Source organism: Pseudomonas sp. MWU13-2517, from assembly GCF_023242545.1.
GTDB lineage: Bacteria > Pseudomonadota > Gammaproteobacteria > Pseudomonadales > Pseudomonadaceae > Aquipseudomonas.
The window spans coordinates 249,874-270,452 of record NZ_JALMFA010000005.1 but is presented as its reverse complement, the minus strand read 5'-3'; the positions used below and the strand labels follow the sequence as shown (position 1 = coordinate 270,452).

Here is a 20,579-nt window from a genome sequence, read left to right as displayed (position 1 = left end):
CTACAGGGGCCGGGTTCCCGCCGTAACCTTACCGTGACCGAGTCCTGACGATGAACACAGAATTTCGCAAACCGCTGCCCGGCAGTCGCCTGGATTACTTCGATGCCCGTGCGGCGGTCGATGCAATCAAGCCCGGCGCCTACGCCACCTTGCCTTACACTTCTCGCGTACTCGCCGAGAACCTGGTGCGCCGCTGCGACCCGGCTACCCTCAACGCGTCCCTCGGCCAGTTGATCGAACGCAAGCGCGACCTCGACTTCCCGTGGTTCCCCGCGCGCGTGGTGTGCCATGACATCCTCGGCCAGACCGCCCTGGTAGACCTTGCCGGCCTGCGCGATGCCATTGCCCAGCAAGGCGGCGACCCGGCCCAGGTTAACCCGGTGGTGCCGACCCAATTGATCGTCGACCACTCGCTGGCCGTCGAAGCCGGTGGTTTCGATCCGCAGGCGTTCGAGAAAAACCGCGCCATCGAAGACCGTCGCAATGAAGACCGTTTCCACTTTATCGAGTGGACCAAAAAGGCGTTCAAGAACGTCGACGTGATCCCGCCAGGCAACGGCATCATGCACCAGATCAACCTGGAGAAAATGTCCCCGGTGATCCAGGTGCGCGACGGTGTTGCCTTCCCTGATACCTGTGTCGGCACCGACAGTCATACCCCGCACGTGGACGCCCTGGGCGTGATCGCCATCGGCGTCGGCGGCCTGGAAGCAGAGAGCGTGATGCTCGGCCGCGCCTCATGGATGCGCCTGCCGGAAAGCGTCGGCGTGGAGCTGACGGGCAAGCTGCAACCGGGCATCACCGCCACCGACATGGTGCTGGCGCTGACCGAGTTTCTGCGTAAACAAAAAGTCGTGGGCGCATGGCTGGAGTTCTTCGGCGAAGGGGCTTCGGCACTTACCCTGGGCGACCGTGCGACTATCTCCAACATGGCACCGGAATACGGCGCCACGGCGGCGATGTTCTATATCGACCAACAGACCATTGCCTACCTGAAGCTCACCGGCCGCGAAGACGAGCAAGTCGCCCTGGTCGAGCAATACGCCCGCCATACCGGCCTCTGGGCCGATGACCTCAAGAGTGCGCAATACGAGCGCGGCCTGACCTTCGACCTGTCCAGTGTCGTGCGCAACATGGCGGGCCCGAGCAACCCGCATGCTCGCGTGGCGACCCGCGACCTGGCGTCCAAAGGCATTTGCGGCCCGTGGGAAGAAGTCCCCGGCCAAATGCCCGACGGCGCGGTGATCATCGCGGCCATTACCAGCTGCACCAACACCAGTAACCCGCGCAACGTGATCGCTGCCGGCCTGCTGGCGCGCAACGCCAACAAGCTGGGGCTGACCCGTAAACCGTGGGTCAAATCCTCGTTGGCGCCGGGCTCGAAAACCGTGGCCATGTACCTGGAAGAAGCCGGCCTGGACCACGAGCTGGAGAAGCTCGGCTTCGGCGTGGTGGCGTTTGCCTGCACCACCTGCAACGGCATGTCCGGCGCGCTCGACCCGGTGATCCAGCAGGAAATCATCGACCGCGACCTGTACGCCACCGCCGTGCTCTCGGGTAACCGCAACTTCGACGGGCGTATTCACCCGTACGCCAAGCAAGCCTTCCTTGCTTCGCCGCCGTTGGTGGTGGCCTACGCGATTGCCGGCACCATCCGTTTCGATATCGAGAAGGACGTGCTGGGCCTGGACGCCGGCGGCAAGGAAATCCGCCTGCAAGACATCTGGCCGAGCGATGAAGAGATCGACGCGGTGGTCAAGGCGTCCGTCAAGCCGGAACAGTTCCGCAAAGTCTACATCCCGATGTTTGCCGTGCACGAAGACACCGGCCCGAAAGTCGCGCCGCTGTATGACTGGCGCCCGCAGAGCACCTATATCCGCCGCCCACCATACTGGGAAGGCGCGCTGGCCGGTGCGCGACCGCTCAAGGGCATGCGCCCGCTGGCGGTGCTGCCGGACAACATCACCACCGACCACCTGTCGCCCTCCAACGCGATCATGCTCGACAGCGCCGCGGGTGAATACCTGGCGAAAATGGGCCTGCCGGAAGTCGACTTCAACTCCTACGCGACTCACAGGGGCGACCACCTGACCGCACAACGTGCCACCTTTGCCAACCCGAAACTGTTCAACGAAATGGTGGTTGAAAACGGCAAGGTCAAGCAGGGTTCCCTGGCGCGCATCGAGCCCGAAGGCCAGGTCACGCGGATGTGGGAAGCCATCGAAACCTATATGGAGCGCAAGCAATCGCTGATCATCATTGCCGGTGCCGACTACGGCCAGGGTTCATCCCGTGACTGGGCGGCCAAGGGCGTGCGCCTGGCCGGTGTGGAAGCGATTGCGGCTGAAGGTTTCGAGCGCATCCACCGTACCAACCTGGTGGGTATGGGCGTACTGCCGTTGGAGTTCCTGCCGGGTACCGACCGTCACACGTTGAAGATCGATGGCAGCGAAACCTATGACGTGGTCGGCGCACGCACCCCGCGTGCGCAACTGACCCTGGTGATCAACCGCAAGAATGGCGAGCGTGTCGAAGTGCCGGTGACTTGCCGCCTGGACACCGCCGAAGAAGTGTCGATCTACGAGGCGGGCGGCGTGTTGCAGCGTTTTGCCCAGGACTTCCTGGAATCGGCGGCCACCGCCTGAAGAGGATAACCATGGCACACGCAGCGCAAATCAAGATCCCGGCCACTTACATGCGTGGCGGTACCAGCAAGGGCGTATTTTTCAGCCTCAAGGACCTGCCCGAAGCGGCACAGGTGCCGGGCGCCGCGCGCGACGCCTTGCTGTTGCGGGTGATCGGCAGCCCCGACCCGTACGACAAACAGATCGACGGCATGGGCGGCGCCACATCGAGCACCAGCAAGACGGTCATCCTGGCGAAAAGCACCCGCGCCGGGCACGACGTGGACTACCTGTTCGGCCAGGTCTCCATCGACAAACCCTTTGTCGATTGGAGCGGCAACTGCGGCAACCTGTCGGCGGCGGTGGGCTCGTTCGCCATCAGCGCCGGGCTGGTCGACCCGGCCCGCGTGCCGCACAACGGCGTGGCCGTGGTGCGGGTGTGGCAGGCCAATATCGGCAAGACCATCATTGCCCACGTACCCATCACCGATGGCGCCGTGCAGGAGACCGGTGACTTCGAACTCGACGGCGTGACCTTTCCGGCCGCTGAAGTGCAGCTTGAGTTCATGGACCCGGCAGCGGAAGAAGAGGGTGGCGGTGGTTCGATGTTCCCCACCGGCAACCTCGTCGACGACCTGGAAGTGCCGGGTGTCGGCACCTTCAAGGCGACGTTGATCAATGCCGGTATCCCGACGATTTTCATCAACGCCGAAGACCTCGGCTACACCGGCACCGAGCTGCAAGGTGCGATCAACAGCGACCCGAAAGCCCTGGCGATGTTCGAGACCGTGCGAGCCTATGGCGCGCTGCGCATGGGCCTGATCCAGCATGTCGATGAAGCTGCCCGGCGCCAGCACACACCGAAGGTTGCGTTTGTGGCCAAGCCTGCCGATTACGTGGCATCCAGCGGCAAGGCGATCAAGGCTGCGGATGTGGACCTGCTGGTGCGCGCGCTGTCCATGGGCAAGTTGCACCACGCGATGATGGGCACGGCAGCGGTGGCAATTGGTACGGCGGCGGCGATTTCCGGCACCCTGGTCAACCTGGCGGCCGGTGGCGTGGAGCGCAGCGCCGTGCGCTTCGGGCACCCGTCCGGCACCTTGCGCGTTGGCGCCGAAGCCAGCCAGGTGAACGGCGAGTGGGTCGTCAAGAAAGCCATCATGAGCCGCAGTGCGCGGGTGTTGATGGAAGGCTTCGTGCGTATTCCCGGCGACGCCTTCTAAAGCCCCTGCACAGTTCCAATGTGAGAGGGGCAAGCCCCCTCCCACGATTCAAGGCAGACATTCAAGATCTGCTTCCTTCCACCGTAAGCCCGAGGACCCACCCCCACCCCTTTTGGAGAACTGCCATGAGTGCCAACGTCGACCAGAACAACCGTCCCGACTACGATCAGGTCCTGCAGGATATTGCTGACTATGTCCTCAATTACCGTATCGATTCCACGGACGCGCTGGACACCGCCCGCAACTGCCTGATGGACACGTTGGGCTGTGGCCTGCTGGCTTTGCGCTTCCCCGAGTGCACCAAGCACCTGGGGCCACTCGTCGAAGGCACGGTGGTACCGTTCGGCGCGCGTGTGCCGGGTACGTCATTCCGCTTGGACCCGGTCAAGGCCGCGTGGGATATCGGCTGTATCGTGCGTTGGCTCGATTACAACGACACCTGGCTCGCCGCCGAATGGGGGCACCCTTCGGATAACCTGGGCGGCATTCTCGCCGTAGCCGACCATCTGTCGCAAAAGCGCGTGGCCAACGGGGACGCGCCGTTGACCCTGCGTGCGGTGCTGGAAGCGATGATCATGGCCCATGAGATCCAAGGCGTGATTGCCCTGGAAAACGCCTTCAACCGTGTGGGTCTCGACCATGTGTTGCTGGTGAAAGTCGCTTCCACGGCCGTCACCGCCAAGCTGATGGGCGCCAACCGTGAGCAGTTGCTCGCGGCCTTGTCCCATGCCTTTGTGGATGGCCAGGCGCTGCGTACGTACCGGCATGCGCCGAACGCCGGTTCGCGCAAGTCCTGGGCGGCGGGGGACGCGTCGAGCCGTGGTGTGCGCCTGGCGGATATCGCGCTGCGCGGCGAGATGGGTATCCCCGGTGTATTGAGTGCGCCGCAGTGGGGCTTTTACGACGTGCTGTTCAGCCACACCAACAAGGATCTGGCTCTCAAGCCGGAGGATAAACGCACCTTTAGCCTGTCCCAGCCCTACGGCACCTACGTGATGGAAAATGTGTTGTTCAAGATCAGCTTTCCCGCCGAGTTCCATGCGCAAACGGCGTGCGAAGCCGCCGTGATTCTGCACCCGTCAGTGAAGGACCGCCTGCATGAGATCGAGCGTATCGTGATCAGCACCCATGAGTCGGCGATTCGCATCATCTCCAAGGTCGGCCCGCTGGCCAACGCCGCCGACCGCGACCACTGCCTGCAATACATGACCGCCGTGCCCCTGGCCTTCGGCAATCTGGTAGCGGAGCAGTACGAGGATGAATTCCATGCCGCGCATCCCATCATCGACCAGTTGCGCGAAAAGATGGTCATCGTCGAAGACCCACGCTACAGCCGTGAATACCTGGAGGCGGATAAACGCTCCATCGCCAACGCGGTCCAAGTGTTTTTCACCGACGGCACCCACACCAGGCAGGTAGCGGTGGAATACCCGATAGGCCATCGCCGTCGCCGGGTGGACGGCGTTTCGTTGCTGGAAGAGAAGTTCAAGGCCAACCTGGCCACACGGTTTACCGCGCAGCGCAGTGGGGAGATTTTTGCGTTGTGCAAGGATCAGGCGTGGCTTGAGGCCACGCCAGTGAACCGTTTTCTGGATTTGTTCATGATCTGAACAAACACCGGGGATTAATGCGGGAGGGGATCAAACCCCCTCCCGCTGCTTCCAGGGGGCTACATGCTGCCTTCGACGTCCTCCAGGCTGAACGTCTCGGTGTGGTCGTCATAGGAGAAGATTTCCGCATAGCGCCCCCACGCCACCACGGTTTCCAGGGTTTTCTCCACGAACGCTTCGGTCATCGAGTCTTCCAGCTCTTGTTCGAAGCGCACCCGAGGTGCGCGGTGCCCGCTGCGTTCAAGCAGTACCTGGTGAATGCGTGCGGCCAGCGGTACGTGCTGGATCAAGTGTTCGGCGAACAGGGTCTTGCGTTCCTGGGTGCCGTAGTCGGCGAAGAGCTTGCCGGCGTCGGTGAGCGTGATGTCGGCACCCTTGAGTTCGGCGAAGCCCAGGTGCTCCAGCATTTCGGCGACGGGGAACAGGTCGTCGACTTCCAGCAGGCGCCGTTCGGCCACGGTGGGCAGGCCGGCGTGGCCGTTGTAGGGCTCGGCGGCGAGGGTTTCGATCAGGCCGGCCATGAGGTTGGTGGACACTTCCGGCAGCAGGCTGCTCATCTTCAGTTCGGGCTTGCCGACGCTGGCATCGGCGCTGCGGCGGTCGGTCATCAGGGCGTAGATGTCGTCGACCATTTGCCGGAAAGTCGGATCCAACCGGTTACGCGGGTGCGGGAACGGCACCTTGATCTCCGCGACCACGCGTCCGGGGTTGGACGACAGCACCAGGATGCGGTCGCACATGAGCACCGCTTCTTCGATGTTGTGCGTCACGATCAGGATCGACTTGATCGGCAGTTGCTTGCCGCTCCACAAATCCAGCAGGTCGGTACGCAGCGTTTCCGCGGTGAGCACGTCCAGGGCCGAGAACGGTTCGTCCATCAGCAGCAGGGTCGGGTTGACCACCAGGCCGCGGGCAAAGCCTACGCGCTGGCGCATGCCGCCGGACAGCTCACGAGGGTAAGCGTTTTCGAACCCGTCCAGGCCGATCAGGTCGATGGCGGCCAGGGCGCGCTTGCGGGCTTCCTTGCGCTCGACTTGCAGGGCTTGCAGGCCGGCCTCCACGTTTTCCAGTACGGTCAGCCAGGGGAACAGCGCGAACGTCTGGAACACCATGGCGACGCCTTCGGCCGGGCCGGTCAACGGTTTGCCGTGGTATTTCACTTCACCCGACGACGGCTGGATCAAGCCGGCGATGATGCGCAGCAACGTCGATTTACCCGAGCCGGAGCGGCCGAGCATGCCAACGATTTCGCCTTCGTGCAGGCTCAGGTCTACGCCGCTGAGCACTTGCAGCTCTTCTTTGCCTTTGCCGAAGACCCGGTTCACGTTTTTCAGCGAATAGATTTGGGGGGTGTCGGCGGTGTGTTCGGTATAGGTATTCATCACAGCGAATCCCATTAATTCAGACGAAGTTTGTTTTCGGCGATGGCGTACATGGGGCGCCAGACCGCACGGTTGAACGCCACCACGAAGATCGACATCACCACTACGCCCAGGGCGATCTTGGGGAAATCACCGGCGGCGGTGGTTTGTGCGATATAGGCGCCCAACCCGTGGGCGACCACGTTGTCCTGGCCCCAGGACACGTACTCGGACACGATGCTGGCGTTCCAGGCTCCGCCCGAGGCGGTAATCGCACCGGTGATGTAGTACGGGAAGATCCCCGGCAGCATCACCTTGCGCCACCACAGCCAGCCGCGAATGCGGAAGTTGGCGGCGGCCTCCTTGAAGTCGTTGGGGAGGGCGCTGGCTCCGGCAATCACGTTGAACAGGATGTACCACTGGGTGCCCAGCACGATCAGCGGGCTCAACCAGATGTCCGGATTGAGATGGAAATGCAGGATCACGATGACGAACACCGGGAACAGAAGATTCGCCGGGAACGCCGCGAGGAACTGGGCCAGGGGCTGGATTTTTTCCGCCAGCTTCGGGCGCAGGCCGATCATCACACCCAGCGGCACCCAGATCAGCGAGGCAATCAGGATCAGCCCGGCCACCCGCAGCAAGGTAATCAGGCCCAGCACCACCACGTGGCCGACCTCGGCGAAAGTGACCTCGGTGCCGACGTACTGCACGATGTGGTACAGCGCATACGCGGCCATCAGAGCGATCAGTGTGCCCCAGACCCAGTCGATGAGTCTGGACGCGGCGGGGGTTTCCGTCGGCAATGCCTTGAATGCACCGCCCACCGGGCTGAACCGCTTGTTGCCCAGGCGGCTGAAGGTGCGGGTGACCGGGCGCAGGATGCGCTGGACGACACGGGTACGCTGGATCAGGTTCAGCACCCAGGATTGCGGAGCGGCGCCCTGGGAGGCGGTGGTTTCCATGCGGAACTTGTCAGCCCAGGCCACCAGCGGGCGGAACAGGAACTGGTCGTAGATCAGGATGACCGCGATCATCGCCAGGATCACATAGCCCACGGCGTGCAGGTCTTTCTGGGCGATGGCCAGGGCCAGGTACGAACCCACGCCCGGCAGGGTGATGGTTTTGTCACCGACGGTGATGGCTTCGGAAGCGACCACGAAAAACCAGCCGCCGGACATGCTCATCATCATGTTCCATACAAGCCCGGGCATGGCGAAAGGTACGTCGAGCTTCCAGAATTTCTGCCAACCGGAGAGCCGCAGGTTGGTGGACACTTCCACCAGGTCATGGGGCAGCATGCGCAGCGACTGATAGAAGCTGAACGTCATGTTCCAGGCCTGGCTGGTGAAGATCGCGAAGATGGCGGCGAACTCGGCGCCGAGCACGCGCCCGGGAAACAGCAGCAGGAAGAACGTCACCGTAAACGAGATGTAACCGAGGACCGGCACCGATTGCAGGATGTCGAGCACCGGCACCAGCAGTTTTTCGGCACGCCGGCTTTTGGCGGCCAGGGTGCCGTAGAGCAAGGTGAAAACCAGTGACGCCACCATTGCCGCGAGCATGCGCAGCGTGGTGCGCATTGCATATTCCGGCAGGTTCGCTGGGTCCAGGGAAATGACTTCGCTTTGCAGGGTGGCGATAGGCGCCCAGGTCTCCCGTGCGGTGATGGAGAAAAACAATAGAAAACCGATCACCAGTGGCAGCGCAACCAAATCCCAGCGGTTGGGCAGCAGGCGCAAAGTGGACGCAGGGATGTAATGACGGAACACTTTGTTCATAGGCAGTGGCTCATAGGCAGTCGTTCCTGCAGCGTTCAGGTTCAGAAGGCGTGGTGAGTTTGAGCGTAGCTTCTCTGCAAGCACCCACAGAGAAAGGCTGGGCGCTCTTTCTCCATGAGTCGGGACGGCGTATCTGGGGGAGGTACGCTGCCGGGGGAATTGTACGTTTCTGAATGTTACAAACGCGTAAATTTGCTGTCAGTTTGCTGTACGAACTATCAGTTGGGCGTTATTCAAACCGCAGGATCACTCGGCGGTTGTGCTTGCTCTTTTTCTCGATCTTTTCGCAGAACACCTTGCCGATTTCCTCGGTGTTGATCACGTGGGTACCGCCGCAGGGCTGGATGTCGACGCCGGCAATTTCAATCACGCGCACTGAACCCTGGATCACCGGGGGCGCCACCGCCTGGGTGCGGGTTATCTGCAGCAAGGTCGAATACTCCGTGGCGGGCATCGACAGGGTTTTCACCGCGTGGGCTGCTTCGATCAGGGCGTTGAGGTCGCGCGTGAGGGTGTCTTTGTCGAGGGTCATTTCCGGCAGGTCGAAATCCAGGCGGCCTTTGTCCGCGCTGATGCTGCAGCCGGTCACGGGGGCATCGATGAGCGAGCACAACAGGTGCAGGCAGGTGTGCATCTTCATGTGCTGGTAGCGCCGCTCCCAGTCGAGGCCGGCGTCTACCTGCACGCCGGCCGTCAATTGCTCGGGGCAGTGTTCCACCTGGTGCCAGATGATTGAACGCAGCACCGGGTCGCGCACGGTACCCACAACGTCGACCCGAGTGCCATCGGCCAGGGTCAGATGCCCGGTGTCGCCCGGCTGCCCGCCGCCCGTGGGGTAGAAGAGCGTATGCTCCAGGGCGATGCCCTGTTCGCTGACGGCAATTACCCGGGCGCTGAAGGCGTTCTGGTAGGGCGCGCTGTCGAACAGCGCCAGGGTTTCCATGGTGTGTACGGACATGTTCATCCTCCAACGATCAAGGGGCTGGCTTGCAGCAGGTGGCGCACCATTGCGCTCAAGCCAGGGGGGGAGAGCAGGGTGATTTCAAATTCCGGCCCGCAGATTTTCAGGTTAAGCGGCAGGCGCGGCAGTTGTTCGCCGATGTCGAGGCGGCGCAGGCGAAATTGCAGGTGATGGCGTTCTTTCACCGTCGGTTCCAGCATCAATCCGCGCAACGGATGAAAGTCGGCATCCAGCACCGTGACGTTGTAGCTGGCGTTGACCTCGCCGACCACATGCAGGCGCTCATCCAGGGCGAAGGCACCGAGGTAATGGGTGTGGTCCGTTTCAACGTTTTTTTGCAGTTGGACCTGGTTGACCACTCTGACCCGGGTGCCTGCTGGAACGTCCTGGGTGATCACGCACGAAGGGCTGATAAACACGTTATCGCCGATCAGCACATAGCCCAGCACCCGGGCGCCGGCGCCGACTTCGACGTTGTTGCCCAGGCGTGGATGGCGCTTGCCGTCCGGGTTATTGGCGATGCCGCGAGCGCCCAGCGTGACGCCGCAGAGGATGTAGCAGTCGTTGCCGATTTCGCAGGTTTCGCCGATCACCGTGCCGTAGCCGTGGTCCAGCACAAAGCGTCGACCGATACGCGCCGCCGGGTGAATCTCGGCGCCGGAGAGGATCTTGCCCTGGTTGCTGAGCTTGAGCGCAATGCGTGAAAACACGCCGTTGGTGTTGCCGGGGAAGTGCCAGACCAGGTGTGCGAGCCGGTAGAACAGCACCGCCTTGAACGAGGCGTAGGACTCCAGGATCAACTCGCCGCGCCCACGGGACGCCGGATCGCGGTAGGCGTAGGCGATCAAGTCTTCGGCGACTGCCTGGGCGGCGTTCTGGATCAAGGGTGCCAGGTGCGGTTCCAGTTGCTTCATCTGCGCAGGCGTCAGGGTCTTGATGAGATGGGTGAGCAACTCATCGTGCAACTGCTGTATGTCGATAAAGCCCCCCATGGAGGTACCCCCGCATTCTGGTTGGTTGGGTAACCGGTTATTCGAAACTGGGCAGGTAGCTGTCAGCATTGTCGTAGACCATGGTCAACACCACCGTTTCGGGCGGTAGTTCGGGAGCGAGTTGGGCGATGGCGACCATATTGGCGGCTGACGACAAACCCAGGCTGATGGCGTCGGTGCGCATGATGCGTTTCATCATGTCGATGCACGCCTGGTGCTGCACCTTGAGCATGCCGTCCAGTACCTCCAGGTTGAGAATGCTCGGGATCAGCCCGATCGACAGCCCCTGGATCTGGTGCGGCGCGTGCCGATCCTTGAGCAGGTCGCATTCTTCAGGCTCCACGCCCATGACGCGGATCGCCGGCCAGGCCGCCTTGAGGGTTTCGCCGATACCGGTGATATGGCCGCCGGTGCCGATGCCGCTGACGAAGTAATCCACGCGCCGCTCACCGAAGGCGCGAAGGATTTCCGGCGCGGTGGTGTCACGGTGGGTTTGCGGATTGGCGCCGTTGCGTTGCTGGTTGAGCATCACGTAGTTGGGGTTTTCCAACTGCAGCTCCATGCATTTTTCGCCATGGGAGTTGTTGCCAAGGCGGCTGTCCGACAGCACCACTTTGGCACCGTACAAGCGCAGCAGTTTTTGCTTTTCGGGGCTGTAGTTGTCGGGAATCACCAGCACGACTTTGTAGCCCAGCACATTGCCGGCCATCACCAGGCCAATGCCGGTATTGCCGCCGCTGGGCTCGATGATGGTTTGCCCGGAGTCACGAATCAGCACGCCCCGGCGCTCGGCGTCGAGGATCATGCCCAGGGCGATGCGCGCCTTGTGGCTGCCGCCCGGGTTGAGGGATTCGAGCTTGGCGTAGACTTCGATGCCGAGGTCTTCGGAAAACTGCGCCAGGCGCACGATGGGCGTCTGGCCGATGACGTCGAGAATGGAGTTATGCAACATCAGTCAATCCCCGATCAATACAAAGGCATGTCGGGTTCGACGTCGCGCACCCAGTGTTTCATGCCGCCCTGCAGGACTTTGGTGTTGGCAAAACCTGCCGCCAGCAAGGTGCTCGCCGCTTGCTCGGCACGGGTCCCGGCGTAGCAGATCAGGTAGTGGGTGTTATCACGGCTGAGGCTGTCGAGTTGCCCGTCCAGCTCGGCCAGGGGGATGTGCACCACGCCCGGCAGTTTGCACACCTCCAGTTCACTGGCATCGCGCACATCCAGCAGCACGTCGGCGCTGCTGTGGTGGTCCAGCACTTGTTTGAGTACGCGCGGCTTGATGTAGCGTTCTTCGGCCAGGGACGGTTGGCTCGGCACGGCGTCGGCGCAGACGGCCGGCGCGACGCTTTCGCTATGGCGAAGGTCCGAACAGCAGGGGCAGTCGGCGCGCCGTTTGAAGCGGATTTCGCTGAATTTCATCGCCAGCGCATCGAAGCGCATCAAGCGGCCGGACAATGGCTCACCGATACCGATCAACAACTTGATCGCCTCGGTGGCCTGGATCATCCCCACCACCCCCGGCAATACGCCGATCACGCCGCCGGCGCTGCAGTTGGGGGCCAGTTCGGCGGGAGGGGCTGAGGGAAACAGGCAGCGGTAGCACGGCCCACCCTTATAGTTGAGTACGCTGATCTGCCCGTCGAAACGGTAGATGGCGCCGTACACCAGGGGTTTGCCCAACTGCACGCAGGCGTCGTTGACAAGGTAGCGCGTGTCGAAGTTGTCGGTGCCATCGATCACCAGGTCGTAGGCGCCCACCAGCTCCAGGGCGTTGTCGGCATTCAGGGCGGTGTCGTGGGCGTTGATCTGGATATGGCGATTGAGGTCCAGCAGGCGTTGCCTGGCGGATTCGACCTTGGGCATGCCCAGCGTGCTGTGGCCGTGGACGATCTGGCGTTGCAGGTTGCTGCTTTCCACCACGTCAAAGTCGACCAGGCCCAGGGTACCGACGCCGGCTGCCGCCAGGTACAGGCTGATGGGGGAGCCCAGGCCACCGGTACCGATGATCAGCACCTTGGCCTTCTTCAACTTCAGTTGGCCCTCGCGCCCGACGCCGGGCAGGGTGATGTGGCGTACGTAGCGCTGCACTTCTTCGTTGCTCAGGGCATCGACATCCATGCCGCCGGACGTGGCCAGCAGCACTTCGATCCTGGCTTTTTCCGGCAAGGGTTCATCGGCGCCGATCAGTTCTTCTTCGGCAGTGAACAGGAAGTGCTCCTTGAGCTGGTTGTTCTTTTCGTGAAACAGATGCGCGCGCAGCTGTGGGTGGTGGCTGCAGAGATTTTCAATGACTTCGCGCAATGTCGATCCGGCGCCCTCAAGGGTCGATCCCGGCAGCTTGGCTACGCGAACCAGAATGTCGGGGAAAGAGACAGCGTTCATGGACAACTCCGTGTGCAGGTCGTTGAAAGGGTTAAGGGCGAAATGCTTGCCATCCCAGGCAAACAACTTTGATCCCAGGGCCCGGCCCTGGCGAACGTCAACCACCAGATAGCTGACGGGGTAGATCGGCTCGCCCAGGAACAGCGCCTTGTCCTGGTCTTCGTCACTGAAATAGGCGCCGACATCCGGGTGGGAGTGGTAAATCACCACCACCGGGTTGTCACTGCGAAACGCCTTGTTCATCAGCAAGGTGTCGGCTACGGAAAAGGTGTAGCCGTTGGCCGCACTGCGCGGGTACATCTCGGGGTTCTTGCGGTGCAGTTCGTTCTGGATATTGCTGCCCAGGTACACGCTGCCGTCGGCGAAGACGAAACCACAGCATTCCTCGGGGTAGCTGCGGCTGGCGTGGGCGTAGATCTGTTCCAGGGCTTTTGGGCGCAGGGGGTCCATGTTTCTCTCGCGTTGCTGATGTGGATGGGGCGAGTGGGTCAAGATTTCCTGGCCAGGAACTTTTCAATCGGCAACTTGGTGATTGCAAAGCCGGCCAGCAGGATGGCCGAGTACAGCATCAGGTCCCGGGAAATCGCCACACCCTCGTACCACGCGCCGATGATCACTGCGAACACCGGGAAGATGATGAACACGAACGACAGGATGATCGGGCTCAAACGCTTGAGCAGCATGAAGTACACGATGAACCCGCCCACCGACGCAACCAGCCCGAGGTAGAACAACGCACCCCAGGAACGCAGGGAGATGTGTTCGAAGGTGGGCGTTTCAAACCACAAGCCGGCCATGAACAACATCAGCCCGGCGATGCCGATGGGCAGGGTGTTGTAGGTGATCACGCTGATGGCGCTGCCTTTTTGCTTGGTAATGACGTAGCACAGCGCGTGCATGATCGCGGCGCTCAGGATCGCCAGCACGCCGAGGAACTCCGCATGGTCCAGGTGCAGGCCCTGGCTGCGGATGATCATGTAGAGGCTGGCGAAACCGATGCCGATGCCGACCACCTGGGAGAAATAGATGCGCTCACGCAGGAACAGCGCGGAGAAGATCAGGATAAATACCGGCATGCAGCTGAACAGCAGCGCGGTGAGGCCGGACGAGACGTGCATCTCGCCGTAGTTGAGCAGGTAATAAGGAACGCTGAAGTAGGAAAGGGTCACAAACACGAAGAACCAGCGACTTTCCCGGGGAAACAGGATCGGCTCGCGACGAGCCAGGGCAAAGCACAGGAACAGTGGGAAGGCGATCAGGAAGCGCAGGCCGGCGGACGTCAGCGGTGGCACGCTCTCCACGGCGATCTTGATGCCCAGCCAGGTGGTGCCCCAGCTCAGGCACACAATCAGGAACATGATGCTGGTCACCAGTCCAGCCAACCACTGTTTCTGATTTTTGATTTTTGCAGTGTTTTCGAGAACGGCGGACATTGGCATCGTTTATTGCTTCCCTGAGCCGGAATTGAACTCTATATTGAACTTGTTATGAGTGATTCAATCCGGTGATTGAACCCGCAAAAGCACACTATTAGGGCGAATGATGGCTGTCAAAACAAATATTGACATGGTGTCAATTATGCGCGAGGGGTTGTCCAACGGTCAGGGGGTGAAGTACAAGCGCCTGTCCGACGTCATGGAGCGGGGCATCCTTGAAGGCTTGATTGAGCCAGGAAGAAAACTGCCGCCCCATCGGGTGCTCTCCGACAACTTGGGGGTGACCATTGGCACCATCAGTCGGGCCTACGGAGAACTGGAGCGTCTGGGATTGGTGGTGGCGCGGGTCGGTGACGGCACATTCGTACGCAAGCGTGGGATGGAGCGCCAGCGGGATGAAGGCTTTCGCAACTTCAGCGATGAGCCGCGCCAGTACTTCGACATGAGCCGCAATATGCATATCCCCGGGCAAGAGACGGTATTTCTTGCCCAGAGCTTCCAAACCCTGTCGACCAATGCCAAGTTCCTCCAGGATATCAGCGCCTACACCCCGGACGCCGGCCTGCCACGCTATCGCGAGGCTGGTGCGCAATGGCTGGTGCAGCGCGATTTTCATCCGATTCCCGAGCAGGTCATTTGCGTGAATGGCGGCCAGCATGGCCTGCTCTGCTCAATGATGGCGCTGTTGCGGGCCGGTGATACGGTGGTCACGGAGCAACTGACTTATCCCGGGCTGATCACCGCAGCGCGGATGTTGGGCATCCGGCTGATTGGCCTGGAAATGGATGAGGAAGGCGTGCTGCCGAGCGCGCTGGATGAAGTCTGTCGAAATCACCGGGTTTCGGCGTTGTACTGCACACCCACCATCCAGAACCCGACGACGGCGGTGTTATCGGTAGCGCGTCGGGAGGCGTTGGTCAAAGTCTGTCGCGAACACAATCTGTTGATTCTTGAGGACGAAGCCCACGGTGTGTTGGTGGAAGATCGTCCGCCGCCCCTCAGTGCATTCGCGCCCGAACGCACGATTTTGATCAGCAGCCTGAGCAAGGCCGTGTCTGCCGGCCTGCGTGTGGGTTATGTGCATGCACCGCCAGCGCTGGTCAGCCGTATCTCGGCGGCGCTGCGGTCCACCTGCTGGATGGCCACGCCAGTGACGCTGGAACTGGCCACCCAGTGGATCGAAAACGGCACGTCGGAATACCTGCTGCGTCAGCAAATCAATGAGATCAGCCGCCGTAAGGCCCTGGTGCAAGGCCTGCTGGCTGGGCTGCAATACCGCACCCATCTCAACAGCCCACACTTCTGGATCGAAGTGCCGGAGCCTTGGCGTGCGTCGGAAATCGAGGCGGAGCTCAAACAGAACAATTACCTGATCGCCACCGCCGAGGCATTTGCCGTGGGGCAAACCGCGGTACCGCAGTTCATTCGGGCGAGTATCTGTAATACGTCGGGGGATGATCAATTGTTGCGGGCGGGGTTTGATGCGTTGGCTACCGCGCTCGGGCAGGGCGGGGGACGGTTTCAGTTGTAGCCCGGGGGCGGTTGCTGTGGTGAGCGGGTTTGCCGAGCGCCGGTGCTGCGGCGGCTCGACAAGCTCGCTCACTACAAGCGCTTGCGGTAAAACGCTTACTTGAAGCGCCGCTCCACACCTTTCTCCACCAGAATCTTCGCGGAAATCTCTTCCACCGAGAAATGCGTGGAATTGATGTGCGCAATATTCTCGCGACGGAACAGATTTTCCACTTCGCGCACCTCGAACTCACACTGGGCATAGCTGGAGTAGCGGCTGTTAGGCTTGCGCTCGTTACGAATGGCCGTGAGGCGGTCCGGGTCGATGGTCAAGCCGAACAGTTTGTGCTGGTGCGCACGCAGGGCTGCCGGGAGCGTCAGGTGTTCCATATCCTCTTCGGTCAGCGGGTAGTTGGCCGCGCGGATGCCGAATTGCATCGCCATGTACAGGCAGGTTGGGGTCTTGCCGCAGCGGGACACGCCCACCAGGATCAGGTCGGCCTTGTCGTAGTAGTGCGTGCGGGCGCCGTCGTCGTTGTCGAGGGCGAAGTTCACCGCCTCGATACGCTCCATATAGTTGGAGTTGTGCCCAATGGAATGGGATTTGCCCACGGAGTACGAGGAGTGTTCACTCAGCTCTTGTTCGAGAGGCGCCAGGAACGTCGAGAAGATATCGATCATGAAACCATTCGAAGTCGCCAGGATCTCACGAATATCCTGATTCACGATGGTGTCGAAAATGATCGGACGGAAACCGTCTTTTTCAGCCGCCAGATTGATTTGTTGTACCATGGCCCGCGCTTTATCCACGCTGTCGATATAGGGCCGCGTGAATTTGGCGAAGGTAACGTTTTCGAACTGCGCAAGCAGGCTTTGACCCAGTGTCTCGGCGGTGATACCCGTGCCGTCGGAAATAAAGAAAGCAGATCGTTTCATTTGAGCCCTGGGCCTTAAGCTGGTGGCGAATCTTGGATATGATAGGCGCGATTTTGCCGTCCCGCAGTGGGCCGCATTCTCACTTATTTTCCAGGTCCAGGCCACAAGCGCAGGCGTTTGCTCTTATATGAGCCGCCGGCGTCCTGAGCTTTTCCAACACAGTTAGTGGAGAGATCACCTTGGTAGAGTACGTAGTTTCCCTCGATAAGCTCGGCGTCCATGATGTAGAGCACGTAGGGGGCAAGAACGCATCCCTCGGCGAGATGATCAGTAATCTTGCAGGCGCTGGTGTGTCGGTGCCCGGTGGTTTCGCCACCACGGCCCAGGCTTACCGCGATTTCCTCGAACTGAGCGGCCTCAATGCTCAGATCCACGCCGCGCTGGATGCCCTGGACGTCGACGACGTCAACGCCCTGGCCAAGACCGGTGCCCAGATCCGCCAATGGATCATGGAAGCCGAGTTCCCCGAGAAGCTTAACGAAGAAATCCGCACCGCCTTTGCCACCCTGTCGGCCGGTAACCCGGACATGGCGGTCGCCGTGCGCTCCTCGGCCACCGCCGAAGACCTGCCCGACGCCTCGTTTGCCGGCCAGCAGGAAACCTTCCTGAATATCCGTGGCGTGGAAAACGTCATTCGTGCAGCCAAGGAAGTGTTTGCCTCGTTGTTCAACGATCGCGCCATTTCCTACCGCGTACACCAGGGGTTCGACCACAAGCTGGTGGCCCTGTCTGCCGGTGTGCAACGCATGGTGCGTTCGGAAACCGGCACTGCCGGCGTGATGTTCACCCTGGACACCGAATCCGGCTTCCGTGACGTGGTGTTCATCACCGGTGCCTACGGCTTGGGCGAAACCGTCGTACAGGGCGCGGTAAACCCGGACGAATTCTACGTACACAAGGGCACCCTCGAAGCGGGCCGCCCGGCCATCCTGCGCCGCAACCTGGGCAGCAAGGCCATCAAGATGATCTATGGCGACGAGGCTAAAGCCGGTCGCTCGGTGAAAACCGTTGAAGTCGACAAGGCCGAGCGTGCACGTTTCTGCCTGACCGACGCAGAAGTCAGCGAACTGGCCAAGCAGGCGATGATCATCGAGAAGCACTACAAGTGCCCGATGGACATCGAATGGGCCAAGGACGGTGACGACGGCAAGCTGTACATCGTGCAGGCCCGCCCGGAGACCGTGAAAAGCCGCACGTCGGCCAATGTCATGGAGCGCTACCTGCTCAAGGAAACCGGCACTGTGCTGGTGGAAGGCCGTGCCATCGGCCAGCGTATCGGCGCGGGCAAGGTACGGATCATCAAGGACGTGTCCGAAATGGACAAAGTCCAGCCAGGCGACGTACTGGTTTCCGACATGACCGACCCGGATTGGGAACCGGTGATGAAGCGCGCCAGCGCCATCGTGACCAACCGTGGCGGGCGTACCTGCCACGCGGCGATTATCGCCCGTGAGCTGGGGATTCCTGCCGTGGTGGGATGTGGCAACGCCACCCAGTTGCTCAAGGACGGCCAGGGCGTGACCGTATCCTGCGCCGAAGGCGACACCGGCTTCATCTTCGAAGGCGAGCTGGGCTTCGACATCAAGCAAAACTCCATCGACGCCATGCCCGAATTGCCGTTCAAGATCATGATGAACGTCGGCAACCCCGATCGCGCCTTCGATTTCGCACAACTGCCGAACGCCGGTGTGGGCCTGGCCCGCCTGGAGTTCATCATCAACCGCATGATCGGCGTGCACCCCAAGGCCCTGCTGAACTACGACGGCCTGCCGCTGGAACTCAAGGAAAGCGTCGACAAGCGCATCGCCGGCTACAACGACCCGGTGGGCTTCTACGTCGATAAGCTGGTCGAAGGTATCAGCACCCTGGCCGCGGCGTTCTACCCGAAAAAGGTCATCGTGCGTCTGTCGGACTTCAAGTCCAACGAATACGCCAACCTCATCGGCGGCAAGCTCTACGAGCCGGAAGAAGAAAACCCGATGCTGGGCTTCCGTGGCGCCTCGCGTTACATCAGCGAAGCCTTCCGTGACTGTTTCGAACTTGAATGCCGCGCCCTCAAGCGCGTGCGCAACGAGATGGGCCTGACCAACGTCGAGATCATGGTGCCTTTCGTGCGCACCCTGGGCGAGGCGAGCCAGGTCGTCGACCTGCTGGCTGAAAACGGTCTGTCCCGTGGCGAAAACGGCTTGCGCGTGATCATGATGTGCGAGCTGCCGTCCAACGCCATCCTGGCCGAAGAGTTCCTGGAGTTCTTCGACGGTTTCTCCATCGGCTCCAACGACCTGACCCAGCTGACTCTGGGCCTGGACCGTGACTCCGGGATCATCGCCCACCTGTTCGACGAACGTAACCCGGCAGTCAAGAAGCTGCTGGCCAATGCCATCGCCGCCTGCAACAAGGCCGGCAAGTACATCGGCATCTGCGGTCAGGGCCCTTCGGACCACCCGGACCTGGCCAAGTGGCTGATGGAGCAGGGCATCGAAAGTGTCTCGCTGAACCCCGATTCCGTGCTGGAAACCTGGTTCTTCCTGGCTGAAGGCCAAGCGCCCGTCTAAGGTCGACACGTCAAAAGTGCCGGTCACTCGTTGAGGGTGACCGGCATTCTTATCTGTACAGGGCGGGAATCCTTGCGGACGCCGCCCTTTTTTGTGCAAGAGCATTATGCAAAGCAGCAGCAATCTATTTCCCGTCGCCCTGATCAGCGCCGAGCGTCGTGGCGACCTGAGTGAAGATGTGTACCGCCTCAAGCCCGCCAATAGCCCGGACGGCACTGTCGAGCTGGCCGTGACCCGCCTGGGTCTGGCTGATGTCCCGGAAAACCGGGGCATGCCGATTATTTTGTTGCACGGTAGCTTTTCCAATCGGCGTTTCTGGTACTCGCCCAAAGGTATCGGCCTGGGTGCTTATTTGGCACGTCAGGGGTTTGATGTGTGGATTCCGGAAATGCGTGGTCATGGCCTGTCCAAGCGCAACCACGACTATGCCAAGAACCGTGTCGCCGATTATGCGCGCTACGATGTGCCGGCCATTGGCGCGTTCGTGCGTGAGCAAAGCGGGCAGATTCCGCACTGGATCGGGCATTCCCTGGGTGCTACGACCCTGGTAGCGGCCCTTGGCGGCCAGCATTTGGGCGCGCCTGCGGCCGCTTCGGTGGCATTGTTTGGCTGTCAGGTCAGCCGCACGTATTGGCCGTTGAAAATCCCGGTGGTGGAGTGGGGCGGACGCCTGATTTTGAAGCGCTTCGGTCAGCTGTCCGGCCCAAGGCTCAAGCGCGGCCCGGAAGACGAACCCGTAGGTGTCATGATTGAAAGCATGCGCTGGCATGGCCTGTTCGGCCGCTTTGGCGATGCCGACCGCGACTGGTGGAAAGGCTTGGCCGAGGTTGATGTGCCACTGCTGGCTGTGAGCGCTGCGGGCGATCAGCAGGACCCGGACTGGGCCTGCCGCAAGCTGTTCGAGCAGGTGGGCTCCGAGCATCGCCAGTACCTGTGCCTGGGGCGTCAGCAAGGTTTTACCAGCGATTTCGGGCATGTGGAGATGCTGGTCAGCAAGCCCGCGCAGGCCGAGGTCTGGCCATTGGTGGCGCGCTGGTTGAGAGATCCGCTGACACCTTTGTTCGGTGTACAGTCCGAAGTTGAAGCCGTGGTTTGACGAAGCGCTCTGCCAAGAGCGTTTCACTTGTGAATGGTTGCGGCTAAGATATGACGCATTAAACGCTTCTGGTCATATTCAGTCGCGCAACGGGTATTGCGTTGCAGCCAGCCGGG

Annotated in this window: 14 protein-coding genes; 6 read left to right on the top strand and 8 right to left on the bottom strand. The window is 61.3% G+C overall.

Annotation, left to right across the window (positions count from 1 at the left end; genetic code table 11):
- Window positions 1-50: 50 nt before the first annotated feature.
- From acnD to prpD, 3 genes are all read left to right on the top strand, one after another.
- Complete coding sequence (gene acnD / locus M5B97_RS09760) at window positions 51-2,645, top strand: Fe/S-dependent 2-methylisocitrate dehydratase AcnD (RefSeq protein ID WP_248731373.1); 2,595 nt, start codon at window positions 51-53, stop codon at window positions 2,643-2,645.
- An 11-nt stretch (window positions 2,646-2,656) separates the two neighbouring features.
- The gene (gene prpF / locus M5B97_RS09755; RefSeq protein WP_248731372.1) at window positions 2,657-3,847 is read left to right on the top strand and encodes a 2-methylaconitate cis-trans isomerase PrpF; all 1,191 of its coding nucleotides are present in this window, start codon (window positions 2,657-2,659) and stop codon (window positions 3,845-3,847) included.
- A 125-nt stretch (window positions 3,848-3,972) separates the two neighbouring features.
- A complete protein-coding gene (gene prpD / locus M5B97_RS09750; RefSeq protein WP_248731371.1) occupies window positions 3,973-5,457 on the top strand; it encodes a 2-methylcitrate dehydratase in 1,485 nt (494 codons plus the stop codon).
- 59 nt (window positions 5,458-5,516) lie between these two features.
- On the opposite strand, the gene M5B97_RS09745 is transcribed toward prpD, so the two are convergent.
- The 7 genes from M5B97_RS09745 to M5B97_RS09715 all read right to left on the bottom strand — a co-directional run bounded on the left by M5B97_RS09745 (window position 5,517) and on the right by M5B97_RS09715 (window position 14,313).
- Window positions 5,517-6,839 carry a nitrate/sulfonate/bicarbonate ABC transporter ATP-binding protein gene (locus M5B97_RS09745; RefSeq protein WP_123715397.1) on the bottom strand — a complete coding sequence of 441 codons (1,323 nt, stop codon included), beginning with the start codon at window positions 6,837-6,839 and terminating at the stop codon, window positions 5,517-5,519.
- Window positions 6,840-6,853: 14 nt separating this feature from the next.
- Window positions 6,854-8,599, bottom strand: coding sequence for an ABC transporter permease subunit (locus M5B97_RS09740; protein ID WP_248731370.1), 1,746 nt, complete (start codon window positions 8,597-8,599; stop codon window positions 6,854-6,856).
- A gap of 229 nt (window positions 8,600-8,828) precedes the next feature.
- On the bottom strand, window positions 8,829-9,557 hold the full coding sequence (locus M5B97_RS09735) for an alanyl-tRNA editing protein (RefSeq protein ID WP_123715399.1): 729 nt from the start codon (window positions 9,555-9,557) through the stop codon (window positions 8,829-8,831).
- A gap of 2 nt (window positions 9,558-9,559) precedes the next feature.
- Window positions 9,560-10,552, bottom strand: a complete 993-nt coding sequence (locus M5B97_RS09730) for a serine O-acetyltransferase (protein WP_123715400.1) — start codon at window positions 10,550-10,552, stop codon at window positions 9,560-9,562.
- 37 nt (window positions 10,553-10,589) lie between these two features.
- Window positions 10,590-11,504, bottom strand: a complete 915-nt coding sequence (locus M5B97_RS09725; RefSeq protein WP_248731369.1) for a cysteine synthase family protein — start codon at window positions 11,502-11,504, stop codon at window positions 10,590-10,592.
- A 14-nt stretch (window positions 11,505-11,518) separates the two neighbouring features.
- Window positions 11,519-13,381 carry a molybdopterin-synthase adenylyltransferase MoeB gene (moeB, locus tag M5B97_RS09720; RefSeq protein ID WP_134657010.1) on the bottom strand — a complete coding sequence of 621 codons (1,863 nt, stop codon included), beginning with the start codon at window positions 13,379-13,381 and terminating at the stop codon, window positions 11,519-11,521.
- Window positions 13,382-13,419: 38 nt separating this feature from the next.
- Window positions 13,420-14,313, bottom strand: a complete 894-nt coding sequence (locus M5B97_RS09715) for an EamA family transporter (RefSeq protein WP_167659642.1) — start codon at window positions 14,311-14,313, stop codon at window positions 13,420-13,422.
- A gap of 160 nt (window positions 14,314-14,473) precedes the next feature.
- Between M5B97_RS09715 and M5B97_RS09710 the strand changes: the two genes are divergently transcribed.
- Window positions 14,474-15,898: a PLP-dependent aminotransferase family protein gene (locus M5B97_RS09710; protein ID WP_248731368.1), complete on the top strand. Its 1,425-nt coding sequence runs from the start codon at window positions 14,474-14,476 to the stop codon at window positions 15,896-15,898.
- Window positions 15,899-15,993: 95 nt separating this feature from the next.
- Here the strand turns inward: M5B97_RS09710 and M5B97_RS09705 are convergent, their stop codons facing one another.
- The gene (locus M5B97_RS09705) at window positions 15,994-16,812 is read right to left on the bottom strand and encodes a pyruvate, water dikinase regulatory protein (RefSeq protein WP_123715403.1); all 819 of its coding nucleotides are present in this window, start codon (window positions 16,810-16,812) and stop codon (window positions 15,994-15,996) included.
- Between the two features lie 179 nt (window positions 16,813-16,991).
- Between M5B97_RS09705 and ppsA the strand changes: the two genes are divergently transcribed.
- Both ppsA and M5B97_RS09695 read left to right on the top strand, forming a co-directional pair.
- Entirely contained in the window at window positions 16,992-19,367 is a 2,376-nt protein-coding gene (ppsA, locus tag M5B97_RS09700) for a phosphoenolpyruvate synthase (protein WP_123715404.1), read from the top strand.
- A 106-nt stretch (window positions 19,368-19,473) separates the two neighbouring features.
- Window positions 19,474-20,463 (top strand): alpha/beta fold hydrolase, encoded by a 990-nt coding sequence (locus M5B97_RS09695; RefSeq protein ID WP_248731367.1) that lies wholly within the window; start codon window positions 19,474-19,476, stop codon window positions 20,461-20,463.
- Window positions 20,464-20,579 lie beyond the last annotated feature (116 nt).